Annotated in this window: 14 protein-coding genes; 3 read left to right on the forward strand and 11 right to left on the reverse strand. The window is 44.3% G+C overall.

Annotated features, from left to right (window positions below):
- Window positions 1-215 precede the first annotated feature (215 nt).
- The 3 genes from C1I38_RS03175 to C1I38_RS03185 form a co-directional block, all read right to left on the reverse strand.
- Entirely contained in the window at window positions 216-815 is a 600-nt protein-coding gene (locus C1I38_RS03175; RefSeq protein ID WP_119774456.1) for a class D sortase, read from the reverse strand.
- A 76-nt stretch (window positions 816-891) separates the two neighbouring features.
- Window positions 892-1,626 carry an LPXTG cell wall anchor domain-containing protein gene (locus C1I38_RS03180; RefSeq protein WP_119774457.1) on the reverse strand — a complete coding sequence of 245 codons (735 nt, stop codon included), beginning with the start codon at window positions 1,624-1,626 and terminating at the stop codon, window positions 892-894.
- A gap of 136 nt (window positions 1,627-1,762) precedes the next feature.
- Complete coding sequence (locus tag C1I38_RS03185) at window positions 1,763-2,794, reverse strand: DUF5305 family protein (protein ID WP_119774458.1); 1,032 nt, start codon at window positions 2,792-2,794, stop codon at window positions 1,763-1,765.
- Window positions 2,795-3,063: 269 nt separating this feature from the next.
- Between C1I38_RS03185 and C1I38_RS03190 the strand changes: the two genes are divergently transcribed.
- Complete coding sequence (locus tag C1I38_RS03190) at window positions 3,064-3,741, forward strand: hypothetical protein (RefSeq protein WP_119774459.1); 678 nt, start codon at window positions 3,064-3,066, stop codon at window positions 3,739-3,741.
- A gap of 135 nt (window positions 3,742-3,876) precedes the next feature.
- Here the strand turns inward: C1I38_RS03190 and C1I38_RS03195 are convergent, their stop codons facing one another.
- From C1I38_RS03195 to C1I38_RS03220, 6 genes are all read right to left on the reverse strand, one after another.
- A complete protein-coding gene (locus C1I38_RS03195) occupies window positions 3,877-4,866 on the reverse strand; it encodes a signal peptidase I (RefSeq protein WP_243109282.1) in 990 nt (329 codons plus the stop codon).
- A 225-nt stretch (window positions 4,867-5,091) separates the two neighbouring features.
- The gene (locus C1I38_RS03200) at window positions 5,092-5,361 is read right to left on the reverse strand and encodes a hypothetical protein (protein ID WP_119774461.1); all 270 of its coding nucleotides are present in this window, start codon (window positions 5,359-5,361) and stop codon (window positions 5,092-5,094) included.
- Window positions 5,362-5,386: 25 nt separating this feature from the next.
- On the reverse strand, window positions 5,387-5,911 hold the full coding sequence (locus C1I38_RS03205) for a hypothetical protein (RefSeq protein ID WP_119774462.1): 525 nt from the start codon (window positions 5,909-5,911) through the stop codon (window positions 5,387-5,389).
- A 19-nt stretch (window positions 5,912-5,930) separates the two neighbouring features.
- Window positions 5,931-6,554 (reverse strand): response regulator transcription factor, encoded by a 624-nt coding sequence (locus C1I38_RS03210; RefSeq protein ID WP_119774463.1) that lies wholly within the window; start codon window positions 6,552-6,554, stop codon window positions 5,931-5,933.
- On the reverse strand, window positions 6,551-8,191 hold the full coding sequence (locus tag C1I38_RS03215) for an ATP-binding protein (protein WP_119774464.1): 1,641 nt from the start codon (window positions 8,189-8,191) through the stop codon (window positions 6,551-6,553). The genes C1I38_RS03210 and C1I38_RS03215 overlap by 4 nt, the downstream gene beginning before the upstream one ends.
- 283 nt (window positions 8,192-8,474) lie before the next feature.
- Window positions 8,475-9,140 (reverse strand): A24 family peptidase, encoded by a 666-nt coding sequence (locus C1I38_RS03220; protein ID WP_119774465.1) that lies wholly within the window; start codon window positions 9,138-9,140, stop codon window positions 8,475-8,477.
- A 155-nt stretch (window positions 9,141-9,295) separates the two neighbouring features.
- Between C1I38_RS03220 and C1I38_RS03225 the strand changes: the two genes are divergently transcribed.
- Window positions 9,296-10,975, forward strand: coding sequence for a GspE/PulE family protein (locus tag C1I38_RS03225; RefSeq protein ID WP_119774466.1), 1,680 nt, complete (start codon window positions 9,296-9,298; stop codon window positions 10,973-10,975).
- 35 nt (window positions 10,976-11,010) lie between these two features.
- A complete protein-coding gene (locus tag C1I38_RS03230; RefSeq protein ID WP_119774467.1) occupies window positions 11,011-12,087 on the forward strand; it encodes a type IV pilus twitching motility protein PilT in 1,077 nt (358 codons plus the stop codon).
- Window positions 12,088-12,375: 288 nt separating this feature from the next.
- Here the strand turns inward: C1I38_RS03230 and C1I38_RS03235 are convergent, their stop codons facing one another.
- Both C1I38_RS03235 and C1I38_RS03240 read right to left on the reverse strand, forming a co-directional pair.
- Entirely contained in the window at window positions 12,376-13,587 is a 1,212-nt protein-coding gene (locus C1I38_RS03235) for a hypothetical protein (protein ID WP_020493038.1), read from the reverse strand.
- A gap of 13 nt (window positions 13,588-13,600) precedes the next feature.
- Window positions 13,601-16,354: a hypothetical protein gene (locus C1I38_RS03240; RefSeq protein WP_020493039.1), complete on the reverse strand. Its 2,754-nt coding sequence runs from the start codon at window positions 16,352-16,354 to the stop codon at window positions 13,601-13,603.
- Window positions 16,355-16,575: the final 221 nt, after the last annotated feature.

A 16,575-nucleotide genomic window follows, 5' to 3' on the forward strand; every position in this document is an offset into this window, starting at 1 on the left:
TGATTCAAGCTCGTTTGTTTACCAAATTTCATTGACGAGTCTAGCTTTTTATTTCATTCTTGTTGTTCAGTTTTCAATGACCTTTGCGCTTCTTTCAGGCGTTCCCGCCCCGAGACGCTTTATTATAATATCATGCTGTTTCGACACTGTCAACAGCAAAAACTGCGATTCCAGAAAGAATTTATTGCCTAAATTTCGAGATGTTTTATCTCAGATTAATCACCCAATTCTCCTTTTACAATAAAACGCAGATACGGTTTTGTACGATAATCACAAGTGATCAGTGTAATTTGTTTTTTCTGGCCGTCGTTTTGAAGCACCTCGACTTTGTCGGGCTCGACAATCATACTTTCCGTTACAATATAAGTATAGGATTGATTGTTTGTTTCAATTATGATCGCGTCGCCCTTGATCAACTCGTCGAGACGATTAAACTGAATACCATACGTTCTGCTGCGATGTGCCGCAATACAGTAATTCCCTATTTCTCCAGGCTTCCCAGTTCCAATTATACTTGCTGCTGCCTGTTTTAAATTGTGGTCAGTCACGCCAGTCAAAACAGGAATTCGCAAACCGATTTTCTCTATGATCAGCAGTGCTTCCATATCCTCCGTTAGATCTGGTTGCATCGTATTATCCTGATCATCAGAATCGGTCTGTCCAAGTGCTCCATCGCTCACTTGCATGAGACTAGATCGCCATTGATTAATCATATTATTCTGCTGATATTTCAAATAGCCATCCCGAGCCATAGGAAAAATGATGACACTGAGTCCACATAAGATCAAAGTGACTGCGAATACTTTTCTCCACATAATTCCCCCAGCCTGATCTTGTTAAAAAATAGCCGAGAAATCTCAGCTATTTTTTCTCACTTATATAAATGTGTATTTAGCTTTTCTTTTTCTTTATTAAGAAGATTCCTGCAGTGACCACTACTGAACCGACAGCATAGTAAGGGAAAGCACTTGCAACTCCTGTTAATGGTAACATGGTCTCAGTATCTTGCGGAACTTCCAATGCATCAGGTTTCTGTGTTTCGACCGTCGGCGTATTTACCGGTTCTTCCTCTATCGTAGCTGGTTCCACTTCAGTGTAAATCGTGTAATTGCCGCCACCGTTGTTCCCGCCATTATATTCTTCAGCACTGATCAGAAAATCAAAGCTGATCTCTTGTGATTCGTATTCATTTCCACTTTCTGAGGGAAGCCCCAGAGATAAATCAAACGTCTCACTGCCGCCGGGCATCAAAGAACCTAATACAAGATTCAGATCTTGAAGTTTTCCGGCATACAGTGTTTGGTCGGCTTTGGTTACCTTAAAGACCAGGGCCTGATAGAGGATATTCTCTTGATCGTTTGTAATAACCTTCATTCCATACGTGAAAGCCTTTTGCCCCTCGTTGTTGACCGTTAATGTTTGATGATCGGTACAACCGGGAGCCATTCCCGAAATTTGAAAAAGCTGGCCTTCAGGCTCTATGACAATCCCGTATTCATTGCTGTCTGTTTGGATTGCATACGCTACCTGAAATGAGGATGTGCCACCCAGGAGGATCACTGCCGTCATGATCACCAGGATAAAGGGATACTTTACACGGTTAAGGATACCCATCTTCTTGATCAATTTACATCTTCCTCAATAAAGTATTTTATTTGTATGCCGTTTCTACACTGCTAATTGAATTATAACAGGTGTTTTCTTCGTGCACATACTCCTTTGGTACCAATGTATATTCACCATTATGTTAGTTTTTGGGGTTTCATGTTAGATCAAAATAATAGGTGCATTTCTCATCAAAGACATAGAATGTTGTGATCTTTTTCAAATCGGCAAATGTCCTGTAAAGTATCGGCTTCCCGAGTTCATCACTGAGTTTCACCAGGTCGTCCACCGATTGAACCTGATAATTGTCTCCTCTTTGGATAATGTCTGAATCTAATGCAACCATTCGATTGCTAAACTGCTTCATGATCATTTTCAACTTTTTGAGGTAAGGATCTTCTGGTATCTCTTTTGTAAGCAGGATCAAACAAACGAGCCCGGCTAACAAAATGAAACCCAGCAAGGCCAAACCAATAACGGAAAACTTTTGATCGACTGGTACTTGCTTGACATTCTCGATGGCACCAGGCTGATCACCGATACCCATATTTGTGATTTCAAAGTAGCTCGTTTTCAGCGGCAAAAACATCGATGAAGCAACTTGATCCTGAATTCGCCCGTACTCCGTCATACTATCCAAATTCACATTCATCGCGGTGGTTAAGGAAACGTCAGCATCCACTTTTGCTTCCTCCTTGATGGCGTTGGCAAATGCTCTATACTGCTCCAAATTCAGATTGACATCCTTTGTTAGGTTGAATTGTGTATCTTTTTTTTCAAAACTCGTTTTTGGCACGAGGACAACCTGTTTCTTCCAAATAGAAACCCGTTTATTATTTTGAATGCTGGATCCTTCCAGCACAGCGATGATTTCATAATCACCTTGGATGTCGATCTGACTTTTACCTGAAAACGCATACGAAAATGTCGCCGTAATGGTGTCAACCAAATTGGTTAAGTACACCTGACCCTCTTCCTGCGTCGTTTGGGCAAATAGATTATTGGGTTTCAGACTCACTTTATAGTGAATATCCATTTTATTCATATATTCGTACAGTGTCGTCTTTACGACTTGTACTTCCGGTAACGCAATTTTCCGGTACAGCATATAAACATCTGCAATCAGCAATATCGCAAATAGCAAAATAAGGCCAACACGTAGTCTTTTCTTTAATTCTTTTTTTATCATTGAACACGCTCCATCCATCTTTTTTCCCGATATTCTGCAAAGACCCGAGATTTCCTCTGCAGACTGTGAAATATGGTACTTTCGTCTACGTTGTCCTCTACTTTATTACCATAAATACTACCTCCAAATAGATAAAACAAGTATACCAATGAGTGGCTAAAATTGTTTCCGAAGACAGTATACTTAGATCAAAATCCCGATTAAAGGTTTTCAACAGCGCGCATTGAGAACGTATCGGTACAAGAATGAACAAAAGGAGAAAAAATCAAATGAAAAAACATAAGCTTCTAGTTGCCGCCCTGGCAGTAGCCGTCATGTTAATGGGAGCAGGCTACGCGTATTGGACCCAGACCATTACGATCGCGAATACCGTATCCACCGGCTATTTGGATGTTCAGTTTGTGGATGCCGATGAGTCCGACTGGGACGACGGCTATATTGCCCATATTTCCGATGATTTGGTCACTGTTGATTCAGTGATCGCCACAGATAAACAAAACCTAAGCTTCACGGTCGGAAATTTCTACCCCGGAGCCGGTGCCTACCTGAGTTTCGTTGTTAAAAATAGCGGTACCGTTCCTGCCAAAGTTACTTCCGTCACTGGAAGCATTACTGAAAACGCCGATTTGGCTAATGCCTTAAATTATAAATTTGATGCTGTGGTCATCAGAACATTGAACGCTGGTTTCTGGAGCTATCGCTATGAGGATATTGATGCAATCGATGCGAATAACGTTTCCGATCTGGCTACAGGCCTGACTTCCGCATTGCAGAATATCGTTCTCCAGCCTGGCGAGGAACTCATGCTGACGACCCATAACTTTATCTTTAACGAAACGCAGGATCCTGGTTACCAAGTCCTTATGCCTTCGGCAATCACGGGCAGCCAATTTGAAGATACTACGACAAAATTTGATTTAGCGATTGCTTTCACGCAAGTGAACTAGTTATCAAAACACCAATTGGGAAATTAGTCTTTAACATACCCTTCCATAAGGGCGGTATTGCAAAACTACGGAGAAATCGTAGTTGCGCGATACCGCCTTCTTTTACCTATAGAAGAATCCTTTTGAACAGTTTTTCTATATTTCTTTATTCGTCGACCAAATCTCTTGATCACTTTTGAGGAGAAGGGTTGGCCAGCCGATTTTAGGGACGACCTTAACGACTTCTCCCTTGATATCTTCCGGTTTTACCCATTGACTATCCGCGCTGTTATTGTTATCTCCTTTGGTCAAATAATGTTTTGTTCCATCTTTCTCAACGACTTCTCCAATGATCCGGTGTGAGATCAGGATGTCGTCTCTTTGAAACTGAATTACCGTCCCAACACTCATTTTCATCCGGTCCACCCCCTTATCTACTAGGATCACATCTCCTGGATAAATCATCGGAATCATGCTGCCTGTGGCGATCACTGACGGATAAACCGGAAATACCCCCACTGTAAACCAGATAATGGTGATGGAAATCAGTGTGGTTACCATCCACCCCAGAAGGCCCTCCTCACTCTTGAATCGGTGTTTTCGAATCCTGTTCTCCTGCAGATAAATTCTCTCCAACGCACTAAAAAGGAACACAGGGGTTAGGATGCCGATGAGCGCAGCGGTAATCCATTTCAAATTGGGTAGAACCGGAGAAAACCAATGGAAAAAGTCAAGCACTCCCATAAAAATGATCGCTGGAAGCGGTCCACCATAAAAAGCAAAGCATGTTGCTAATAGATTTTTGGTAAACTGCGGTGCAAAATACTGTGCCACAAATTGAACAAGTTCCTGGATATTTTTCAGTTCGGTATACTTAGAGATCGGAAAAACGATCACTGTCATCAGCAAGGCGACTGCAACCAATACCTTATAGTTTTGCTTCCGTGTCCAGCTATTTACCAATACGTGTCTCGTTAGTTCCCGACCTGCCAATGCCGCACAAACCGTGAAAAAGTTAATGAGGATACCCAGAAAAGAGTTGCTATAGGGGCTTTTCCCGAATCCATCTAAAAATCCGGCCAGCACTTGGACGGTGATCATGATGATGGCAAAGTTGATCGCCCATAAACAAAGAGATTTTCGCAATCGGAGCTTTCCTGCCGCCCGGACCACAGGAAACCACCAGATTATTAATCCAACCCCGATCCACATCAAAGGTTGAAACACATTTTGATAGAGGTTTTGTCCCGTGACGGATTTCACCAACGCGTTGTCAGAAAGATAGATAAAAAAAACGAGGCCTACTAATAGAATTAGTCGGCGCTTAAACAGAGTTTGTTTAATTATCTGTAATTTCATTGCATTTTTTCCCTAATTACCTGTTTCCGTTAGAATCTCTTCGCTTCCGGGTTCTTCCGTCCCTGGATTATCTGTCCCAGGATCATCCGTCCCTGGATCATCTGTTCCTGAACCCCTCATTAATGGTTTGACTGCATCTAAATCTTCGGGATCTTCCTCCGACTGCGTGACACTGATATTCCCCTTGATAACCAAATCCTTTTGCCAGTACCCATAGCCTCCGGACGTAAGCAGACATCCAGCCAACAAACAAATGGCTACAACGATTACTTTTTCTTTCATTTCTATGGCCTCCACTCCTGATAATCTAATTTTTGACCCATTGTTCATACGGAATTCTTATTTCGAATTGAACATTCTCTTCGCCAACCTCAACGGCCAGCTTCCCTGTCCCGGTGCCGTTCTGTTTAAGCAAATATGTTCCGTCACCCAGCGCAGTGACCTGTTCACCTTCAAAAGATAACGTGTTGTCTATACCGCCTGAACTTGGCGTATCAGGGCTGAATCTCACCGGAAGTTGACCCTGATTGACAATCGTGTATTCCACGCTTCCGAGATACCCCGGATCCACCGTTCCTTCAATGGATAGCGTCGTTCTTTCCGGGTCATAAGTTACCTGCAAGTTCCCGTTTCCGCTCTCGTTTGTCACCAGATTTGCAGCTTCCTGATCACTGAACACAACATCCAATCCATCCGTTGAGATATTCCCGCTCACACCCAGTCCATTTGTCCAATAGGCATAACTTATGCCGGATAAACCCAGTGTAAATATGCACGTAATAAAGAGTATTCCTTTCCCCAATTGATTCTTTTTCTTTGCTTGCATTGGCATTCTTCCTTTCTCCTTTCTCTTACCTGCTATTCCCGAGCCCATGATCCCTGGCATATAATGCTGCCTGGGTCCTGTCAGCCAGCTCTAGTTTTGCCAGGATCTGGCTTACATGCTTCTTTACTGTAAATTCAGTGATGACCAGCTTTTTCGCAATCTCTTTATTACTAAGTCCTTCACTCAATGTGATGAGTACGTCGCGTTCCCGTGAGGTCAGCTGCTGCATGCTGTTACTCGTTTCTTTTTTCATCATAAATTCAATCACCAGCGGATCATAGAACTTCCTACCGCGATAGATCAAGCGGATCGCCGATATCAGTTCTTCCGGAAAAGCTTCCTTCAGAATATAACCGTCTGCGCCAATCTGATCTGCTGTTTGAAAATCGTCCTGGCTAACTGAAGATGTCAGCACAATATACTTACACGTTGATACCTTTTCTTTGCAGGTTTTTATCACATCCAACCCCGAAGAACCCGAAAGCATTAAATCCACCAGGACAATGTCCGGAAACACAGAGCAAATCAGGTCAACGGCTTCTCCCGCATTTGATGCCTTTCCAACAATGGTCATGTCCGTTTCGGTTGAGAGAACGGCCTCCAATCCCTGTCGAACTAAGGGATGATCATCCACAATCACGATCTTCATGCCACGCCTCCTTTCTGTTCCGTAACGAAATTGGCAATTTGGTAGATCGGGAATTCAAACCGGAGTGTCGTTCCGTGCTCGGGTTCACTTTGAATAGCAAATGAACCGCAATAGGTTTGAGCGATGGCTTTCATATTATGAAGTCCCAAGCCCTTATTGTTTTTATCACACTGTACGTCTTCGTAATTGAAGCCAATTCCATTGTCCTGGATCATCAGTTCACACGTATGCTGATCAATCTTTACCTGCATCTTCAATTCGTCACATTGTCCATGCCACACGGCATTCCCGCAACCTTCGCGGATAATGCGAAACATCGCATGCTTTAACGGATATGTAATTTGCTCTTCCTCACCATGAAAATCAACATGAACATGAATTTCATTCAGTGTTGAGAAATCACTCAGATAATTTCGGATGCTCGTTTCAAATACTTTTTCGCCCCTTTTGCGCGGACTGAGCCCATAAATTGAAGCCCTCAGTTCTGTACTGACATTTTTGGCAGACTGCTCGAGTATTTTTAGTTTTCGTTCAATTTGATCTCGGCTCAAATTGGACCAGTTGCCGCCCAGCGCATGGAGTCCATATACAATGCTGAAAAGAATTTGGGATACGTTGTCATGGATTTCATTGCCGATCCGATTTTGTTCTTCGAGAATCAGCAGTTGTGAAGACATGGCTTCGAAGTGATTTCGTTCCAGGATCATTGTGATAATATCCGCCAAAAATTGAACCAGTTCCTTATCCATTTCCACTTTTATGCTTGCTGCCAGGGAAAATCCCAATATTCCGTAAAGTCTGGAGGCAGATTGCAGCGGAATCAGGTCATTGACCGCGTAAAATATGTGGTTTCTCAGTATTTCATCAACGTTTACTCCATCATTTTCCCATGATTGTGCTTGAAAAAACTGATACAGAATTTCTCTTTCCGCTTCGGAAATATTCGCCGTAACCATACTTGCCGGCACATCCTTACAGGGTACAAGAAAGATGAAAGATGCACGGGACCCGATGATCTCATTGGCAAGCTTGAGCATATTTTCCAGGACATTCCGATTGTCTTCCCTTGCTGAATAAGCTTCGACGATTCGGTATAACGACATGATATGTTCTTTTTGGTTCTTTAAAGCCTCCGCCTGACGATCAAGATGCTGGACTAAAGCCAGCAACAAGCGTATGGCAATCGTAATTAGGATGAAAACCATGATTACATAGATTTTTTCTAAGATAAGCTCATTGAGCCGCAAATGATCGGGATTAAACAACATCTGGCTGGTGATGCTGCCGACGATCAGGTAAAAACAGAGATATACCCAATACGCGGCTCCCAGAAATGTACCCGCAATTAACACAGGGTTGATGGCATACCATATGAACGGACTGTCCAATCCGCCGGTCAGCGTCAGCAAAATGGCAATAACCAGTGTTTCGGCAATATTGACGCGCTGAGTATACGCTTTCGAATGACTCTTCAAGTAGAGATCATTGAGGCTGACTGTGATCACGAGTAAAGAAACAACAACCGCAATGGTGTATTTAAAAATGTTTTCCGGACTTTCCATGATGTAAATCAAAGAAGTCAGAAGCCAAGATATTAATCTGTACGCTGTGATCGCCTTGTGTTTTGCATTCACCACTTTTTTCACATCCACGTTAACATTTTTTCAAGTGTTTAGGCATAAAAAAGCACACTGCATCCAATGCAGTGTGCAGGGTTCACTACTCGCTCCATACAATACACAAGTAACCAAATCAGCACTGTACTTCATCACTTCACACTTTACAGAAATTTTACATATGTAAATTATTTGTAAATTTTGTCTCTTTCTTATTATGCAAGGAATTGGTATTTTTGGCAATCATAAAATTTCACCTTTATTCGACATATTCTTCCATCATTCAACATGCCGCTATCAAGTTCTACATCAGAAACAAATTAAAGTACCATGCAATTAATTCCTGACCAAAAAGAATGCAAAGGAGTATCCCGCAGACCAAAAATGGTCCATAAGGGATCGCCGTTTTCAAATTTCCTTTGCCAGTAGCAAGGATCAATACCCCACAGATACCGCCAATTATGGAGCCGACAAACATCGCCAGCAGCGTCAGCTTCCAGCCCAAGTAAAAGCCGACAGCGGCCATCAGCTTGATATCTCCACCGCCTATGCCGCCTCTCGAGAATATATAGATCAGCAGCAAACCCAATCCAGCTCCAAAGAAGCCAATCAGCCTCTCCAGCCTGGAGACATCCTGATTGAAGAAAGCAAACAAAATACCCAGAACCAGAATCAGGAGAACGCTCCAGTTCGGGATCAGCATGGTCTTAAAATCAATGAACGCAATGAGTAAAAGGACCGATCCAAGAATCAGAAAGCTCAATGTTTCCAAAGAGAAACCATATTTCCAGAGTACAGCGCAGTACAGCAGCGTATTCAGGATTTCCACGACCGGTTTAGATGGGAAATCTCTGTGCTCTTCTTCCATGTTTTTTCTAATTAATACTTTCAAAAATCTCCCGGCAACAAGCCCGACGATAAACAACCCCAAATAGGCCAGCCAAATATGTTCCATAAAAAACGTTTCCATCTCAAACACTCCTTTAACCTTTCTTCCCTCAAGAGTATCCAAATTCGCAGGATTTGTAAATATTAGTAATTTTTCTTTCTTTTTTATTTACACTATAATACAATAAATGAGAATAGCCAAAATATAAACAATAATTTTGCAACTGGAGAAAAAATATGCCGGAAACGATGCGGAAACTGGGACAGCTATTAGTTGAATCAGAGGTGATTACTGCCAAGCAGCTCGAAGATGCTTTGGAGATGCAGTCCAAAACCTCTAAAAAGCTGGGCGAGATCCTGATTGAAATGAAATCCATTACAGAGAAACAGCTACTCAGAGTACTGGAATTTCAATATCATATTCCATACTATGATCTAGGTGAAACTCCGATTGATCCTCTTGCTACGGGACTGATTACAGAAGGAATGGTCAGAAAGCATTCCTTGATACCGATCAAGAAAGAAAATAATGTGCTGATTGTTGCCATGGTCGATCCGCTGGATTTTTATGCCATTGATGATGTCAAACGGGCAACCCGGCTTGATGTCAAGCCAGCCATGGCTACCACGTCCGATATCCTGAATGCCATTGAACGCTACTACGGTAAAGAAAGCGCTGAAAAAGCAATTGAAGAACTTAAACAAACCTATGACCTTGTTGATTTTTCGGGAATTGACGATCAATTTGGCGATGAGGTGACGAATGCCCCTGTCGTAAGACTGGTTAATTCCGTGATTCAGCATGCCATCAAGACCAATGCCAGTGACATTCATATTGAACCGTCTGATGATGAGATGCGGATCCGGTACCGGATAGACGGAGAACTTCAGGAAGCCATGAAAACATCGAAAGCGGCCCACCAGGCCATTGTCACCAGAATTAAGATCATGGGGCAAATGGATATTGCTGAGAAGCGCCTGCCCCAGGACGGCAGGATTGAAGTCAGCATTGACGGCAATAACGTCGACCTCAGGCTTTCCATACTTCCGACTGTCCACGGAGAAAAGATTGTTATCCGCGTGCTTGGAATGAGAAACAGTACCTATACCAAATCTGAGCTGGGCTTTACTGCCGAAAATCTTGAGCTGTTTGACCGGATCATCAAAAGTCCAAATGGGATCATCCTTGTTTCCGGCCCCACCGGTTCCGGAAAAACGACGACACTTTACGCAGTCATGCGGGAATTGAATAAACCAACTGTCAATATCATCACCGTAGAAGACCCTGTTGAATACCGGATGGATGGGATTAATCAGGTCCAAGTCAATACCAAAGCCGGCCTGACTTTTGCCTCGGGACTGCGGTCGATTTTGCGTCAGGACCCCGACATTATCATGATTGGGGAGATCCGTGATTCTGAAACAGCCCAGATTGCAATTCGTTCAGCCATCACCGGCCATCTGGTCTTAAGCACTATCCATACCAACGACGCAGCTTCCTCGATCATCCGGCTTGTCGACATGGGAATTGAATCTTATCTTGTTTCTTCCGCTGTTGTCGGCCTGATGGCCCAGAGACTTGTCCGTAAGATCTGTCCAAAATGCAAAACTTCTTACCGGCCGGAACATTCGGAAATGATGCTGCTCAAACTGCGCGAACCCCAGCCCCTTTACAAAGGGACCGGATGTCCTGCCTGCAATTACACCGGTTATTCCGGACGAACCGCCATCCATGAAATCATTCCGATCAACAAGGATATCCGCGAGATGGTTAACCGGGGAGTAACTCCTGATCAAATAAGACATATTGCCGGCCGTTTCGGCTATATTTCCCTGCGTGATACCTGTACCCGTCTGGTTCTGGACGGAACCACCACCACGGAAGAATTATTAAAAGTAACCTATAGTATTGAATAGACCGATCAAATCTATTTATGTTGAGGAGTGTTTGTATGAATCTAAATATCAGGGACTTACTTTTAATGTCATTGGAACTGAAAGCTTCTGACCTCCACATCACAACCGGTCTTCCCCCAATGTTCAGAATCAATGGTATCTTGACTCCGATGGCAAACGCCAAGTATTTGTCTCCGTTGGACACTAAAGAGCTTGTCGACGAACTGATGGATGAACCCGTGAAAAACCGTTTGCAGCAAAAGGGAGAAGTTGACTTTTCCTATACGATCCCTGGTATCAGCCGTTTCAGGGTTAATGTCTACAGCCAGCGAAAAAGCCTGGCGGCCGCGATCAGGGTCATTGTTCCGGATATTCCAAGCATTAACGAGCTGGGACTGCCTGATATCCTGAAAGACCTCGCGATGAAACCCAGAGGTCTGATCCTGGTCACGGGTCCGACCGGTTCCGGTAAATCCACTACCCTTGCTGCCATGGTGCGCCATATGAATACACACCGCAACAGTCATGTCATTACCATCGAAGACCCGATCGAATATTTGCATGCCCATAATCAATGTATGATAAACCAGCGTGAGATTGGTGACGATACCCATGCCTTTGCAGATGCTTTACGGTCTGCACTGCGTGAAGACCCCGATGTTATCTTGGTCGGTGAAATGCGCGACCTTGAGACGATCAACACGGCCCTGATGGCTTCAGAAACAGGCCACCTGGTCTTGTCCACCCTCCATACTTCATCCGCAGCGACTACCATTGACCGGATCATCGATGTCTTTCCGCCGAATCAGCTGCAGCAAATTAAAGTTCAGTTGGCATCTGTTCTTCAGGGCATTATCTGCCAGCAGCTGCTGCCTACTATGGATGGTACCGGACGTGTTGCAGCGATGGAAGCTCTCATCGTCAATGACGCTGTCCGGAATATGATTCGCGAAGGCAAGACCCACCAGATTGACACGGTTATTCAGACCGGCATCAAAGCCGGTATGGCCCCAATGGATTATTCCCTGGCCAATCTGGTTAAGCGGAAGATGGTAACGCTTGAGGAAGCAAAATCGAGATGCGTGAATTCTGAACTGTTCTCGAAGTATCTTGATCAGCCGTATATTTTTTAAACTATTAGCCGTATTCTAATTTGCGAATCTAGGGTTTACGTCATGTGCCCTAACCGCTCTTCGGCTATTGTGCCCTCCATGCACAAAAAGCCGCGCTTCGCATCGTGCTTCGCTTGGCCGCGGATAGACTACATGACGTTATATTTTGCGTATAAGACATCATATAAGAATAAGAACACCCTATTCGGAGCATCAAAAATGTCTTCGGACAGGGCGTTCTTTTTGATTTGACAGTGATAATCTTCTATCAATGGTGTCTTCTGATTTTAGTAATAATCTTTGATTTAATTAGTAGATCATTTCTTTAAAGCGGGATATCGCATGCTTGAATTTCACCGGCCAGATCTCTTCGCCCCTGCGGAGCAGTTCACTCATCAGCTCCGCAACATATAGCTTACCAACTCCAGTAAGATTTAAAACCAGAATATCTGAACTTTTTTCTTCAATGATAACATCTCTGGCCTCAATATCGGTCTTCCTGTGGATCAAGCGAAGTTCTTCCCCTTTCTGCAGGGTTTCCAGCTCCATTTCCAGTGTTGATTTTTCCATCAGCCAGGAATATTCGGCCATCTCTTTCAGATTTAAAATGCCGAATTGTCCAAAATCAAGGACCATGATCTGATCATCATGGTAGAGACCAATATGTTTCAGCTCCTGATAATACCTGCTGAAAATCAGATATTTCCGGTTATCTGAGCCAAAGAAATCTTCCATCATGTCCAGGAAAATCCATTGGCGGTATTTCGCAATCAAATCAGTACCGATGTCTGCCCAGATCCAGGACTTCTCATCCTCAGGCAGGCCAAATTTCTGGAGCAGTTTCCGATTGATGGACCTGGAAGGAGCCTGCGTCCAGGGCTGATCAAGATAATTAATGACCACAGGCAATAAATCCTGTTCGGAATCAGCATCAATCATTTCTAAAAAATAATCCTCATTTAAGAGGAATCTTTTTTCATTTCCATCCTGAAAAAATCTGCGGATCACCGCTTTGCAAAAAGGGCTCCCTGTAATCAACCTGTATCTCGTGATCATCGGAGAAACCATTTCTTCATTTTGATGAATCAGATTCACCGCAGCTTCAATAATATCCTTTTCCTGGTCAAACAACTCATGCAGGAGCTCGTCACTGCAATCCCTGGAATCTTCTGCAAGCCTTGCTGCCTCTCTCATTTCCGGAAGCTCATAAAAATACTGAGTGAGCGCCCGGATCAAGCCAATCAGCCTTGGACTCATCCGCAGTTTAAGAATCTGAAGGATCACGGACTTCATTTCCGGCCTGTCATCCTGTATCAAAGCGACAAGACAATCCTCAAGGTCCCTTTTACCCAGGGAAAAAGCATAGCTCTCCAGAGAACCCTGAAATCTGCTGAAATTGTCTTTAAATGTTCCAGGCTCCGGATTCCGGCTGACCCGCTCCGCAAACTCGCGAGGCAGTAAAATGGTCTCACGCAGAATATCCATTGTGCTGTTTAATCGCTCCGGGGTAAATCGCTGCATACTATACTCCTGTTTACTGCTTGGTTCCTGTTTTTAAGGCGCTCTGCAGCGCTTCTGCAGAATCTCTGATACTTTCAAGGATGGTGGCCAGTCTCAGGGTTACTTCTCCGAGACCCTTGTCAAAATCTGCAAAGGTTCCGTTGATCCCGCCCTGAATCCGCTCATTAAATTCCTTTACGGACAGCCTGAGATTTGCAGACAGATCGGCCACGTCAATATTAATTTCTTTGGCGTAGAGACCGATACTGCGGGAATTCTCGTCCATATTTTCAACCAGTTCCTTAATCCCTTTATCAAAGAATTCCAGTGCTCCGGAAGAGTTGTTCGTAATTTTGCTGATGATCTCGGCCGTTTCTGACGAGAAAGATGCCATTGTCTTCTGAATGCTGAAATCGAGCTCATCCAGGGTCTTTGAAGACTGCTCCGCGATCCGGGTGAAGTAGTCGTCATACAGATCTTTCATTTCTGCAGTCCTGACTGCCAGCTTCTCCACAATTTCCATGCTTTCACCCATGGCTGCCCGCATACTTACTGCCAGATTTTCGCCCATGGAATCAATAGATTTATCCATCCTGCTAAGCAAATCGCCATAAAGATCAGAAGCCTGACGGCCTGCCTTTTCCAGCATATTTTTGCCTTCGAGCGATACCTCCGTAGCCATATCAGCTAGTTTTTCCGTTGTCTGCAGGTTGGAGGCCATGATTCTGTTGCTGTAATCCGACAGACGTTCATCGGTTGTCGCCATCAGCCGACTGAGCCTTTCATCCAGTTCATAACCATATTTTTCACGGGACTCTTCCATTTTGGTGCTGACTTCTGTGTATCCTTCAACCGCCCTGACAATATCTCCGGAGATTTGCAGACTGGAACTTTCCAGCTTGGTTGCCACATCACTGAACAGCCGGGAAGCGCGTTCGTTGATCTGTTCCAATAAATTGCTGCTGGATAGTGAGAAACCCTCCGCGACTGCCGTCAATTTTTGAGCTGTCAGCGTATGGGACCCCATGATATTCTCCGTGTAGCCCGCCAACCTTTCATCCGTTGCCTTGATTAATTGACCGAGCCTGTTATCCAGTTCTTCGCTGTATCTTTCTCGGGACGCTTCCATTCTGTTGCTGACCTCCGCATATTCCGCAACAGCCCGAGCCAGGTATCCGGAAATCTGCATATTGGAATTATCCAGCTTGCCGGTAATCTCCGCAACCATCTGGGAAGCCTTCTCATTGATTTGCTCCAGCAGCAGACTGCTGGATTCAGAGATCTCCGTTACGGAAGAGGTCAGTTTATCCATTGCCAGCGCACTGGAGTTCAATATCCGGCTGCTGAAATCCGAAAGACGTAAATCTAGGCCCTCCACCATCTGCCCAATTCTTTGATCCGTCTGTTCACCGTGCAGTTTTCTTGATGCCTCGATCTCTGCAAAAATTTCCGCGTATTTTTCGACTGCGCCGGTCAGTGTTTCGGAAATCCTGGTGATGGATTGATCCATATGCCCCTGCAGTGTACCCGTCAACTCTGCAATCCCGTTCTGGACCGATTTCACTTGCGCCACATTCTCTTCGAGCAACTGCAGCGACTGCAGCGCCATGGCATCGGCTTTATCCATGCCTTGAACTGCATACGCCTTCATCTCAGCAGCAACTGCTTCTGCCGCCCTGACGCTGTCCAGAGAGGCCCGCAATGCCTCTGAAACCTGTGTCTGGACTTTACCGGCTTCATTCAATGCATCAAGAGACTGTACACAAAGTTTTTCCTGGGATTTTGCGTTTTGTTCGGTTGCTTCCTGGATCCTGCTCATACCTGATACAACGGTTTCCAGAACCCCGGTAATCTCCGTTGTCTTTTCCGCAAACGTATTCAGCCTGTCGGCCGTAACCGCAGTGACTTTTTCAGTAAAGGTCTGTGCCAGTTCTTTCATCCCGTTTTCCTGCCGGGTGATCAGCGCATCCGAAAGATCGCTCAACACGCCTGAAGTCTGCTTTAATACCGGCGTAATATTCTGTTCGATGGCTTCCCTGAACTTATCTCCAAGCATCGGTGCCATTGTCTCTGTCTCAAAGGTATCCAGTCTGTTTTCCAGCCGCTGCACCGCCTCCTGGAAAGCCAGGGTGTTTTGACGCTGGCTCTCGACTAAGAGACTGATTTCAGTAGGTTCGGAAATCGGATTCAGCCATCCGGAAAGCTTGTATTGATATTCCCATAGCCCTTTCCTGGTTCTCTCCAGTCTGGCTGCATCTGCCACTTTAAACAGAAAGACAATTACGGAGACCACTGCCAGCTCCAAAAGCAGGATGCCAAGGCTCCTGATGATGCCTTCCGGTGTCACCGTCCCGTCAAAACCCAGAAAATACAAGGAGGGATATAGCAGCGACCCGGCAATACCCAGAATAAAAAGAGTCAAACCTGCGCGCTCCATCATCTGCCGCCCGCACGGGATATTGATCATATTGTTTTCATTAAAGTAATACGATATGTCCGGACAGATCTCACCTTTAAGCCGATCTGCATATTCCCGGTGATATTCTCTCCAAAGCGTTTCTAAAACCGGGTTTCCTGTTTTAGAGGCCATATCCAGCAGCGTGTCCATTTTGCCCTTTTGATCAAACGGCAGCTTCTTATCCGCATTACTTATCTGTTTAAGGCCTTTGGCCAATCCACCAAGACGTACGATATCAAATTTTATGTAGAATATGAGTGCTATGAACAGCACCAGCAGCAATGTTCCGCTTAAGACCATTATATCTGTCTGCGTCATCAAAGTAATCATCTTTCGTATCCCCCTAGAGTTTCCATATCTATGGTTAATTATATTGCCCAAATCCTGCCAGGACAATAGATTTTTTTGATTGTAAAATAAATGTAAATTAATTGTATGTATTTTGTAAAATATGTAGAATGATGTCTAAAAAGAAAATCCACAGGTATAATTCAAACGTCTAGACCTTGAGGACGACCTCGAAAAGTTTATGATAATTAAAAAATGGAGGA

The sequence above is a fragment of the Dehalobacter sp. 12DCB1 genome, from assembly GCF_004343605.1.
Taxonomy (GTDB): domain Bacteria; phylum Bacillota; class Desulfitobacteriia; order Desulfitobacteriales; family Syntrophobotulaceae; genus Dehalobacter.

Coding starts and splice junctions, on each gene's coding strand:
- C1I38_RS03185 (WP_119774458.1), bottom strand. CDS start 2,794: ATGATAAAAAAAGAATTAAAGAAAAGACTACGTGTTGGCCTTATTTTG.
- C1I38_RS03205 (WP_119774462.1), bottom strand. CDS start 5,911: ATGCCAATGCAAGCAAAGAAAAAGAATCAATTGGGGAAAGGAATACTC.
- C1I38_RS03190 (WP_119774459.1), top strand. CDS start 3,064: ATGAAAAAACATAAGCTTCTAGTTGCCGCCCTGGCAGTAGCCGTCATG.
- C1I38_RS03240 (WP_020493039.1), bottom strand. CDS start 16,354: ATGATTACTTTGATGACGCAGACAGATATAATGGTCTTAAGCGGAACA.
- C1I38_RS03200 (WP_119774461.1), bottom strand. CDS start 5,361: ATGAAAGAAAAAGTAATCGTTGTAGCCATTTGTTTGTTGGCTGGATGT.
- C1I38_RS03175 (WP_119774456.1), bottom strand. CDS start 815: ATGTGGAGAAAAGTATTCGCAGTCACTTTGATCTTATGTGGACTCAGT.
- C1I38_RS03225 (WP_119774466.1), top strand. CDS start 9,296: ATGCCGGAAACGATGCGGAAACTGGGACAGCTATTAGTTGAATCAGAG.
- C1I38_RS03230 (WP_119774467.1), top strand. CDS start 11,011: ATGAATCTAAATATCAGGGACTTACTTTTAATGTCATTGGAACTGAAA.
- C1I38_RS03220 (WP_119774465.1), bottom strand. CDS start 9,140: ATGGAAACGTTTTTTATGGAACATATTTGGCTGGCCTATTTGGGGTTG.
- C1I38_RS03210 (WP_119774463.1), bottom strand. CDS start 6,554: ATGAAGATCGTGATTGTGGATGATCATCCCTTAGTTCGACAGGGATTG.
- C1I38_RS03235 (WP_020493038.1), bottom strand. CDS start 13,587: ATGCAGCGATTTACCCCGGAGCGATTAAACAGCACAATGGATATTCTG.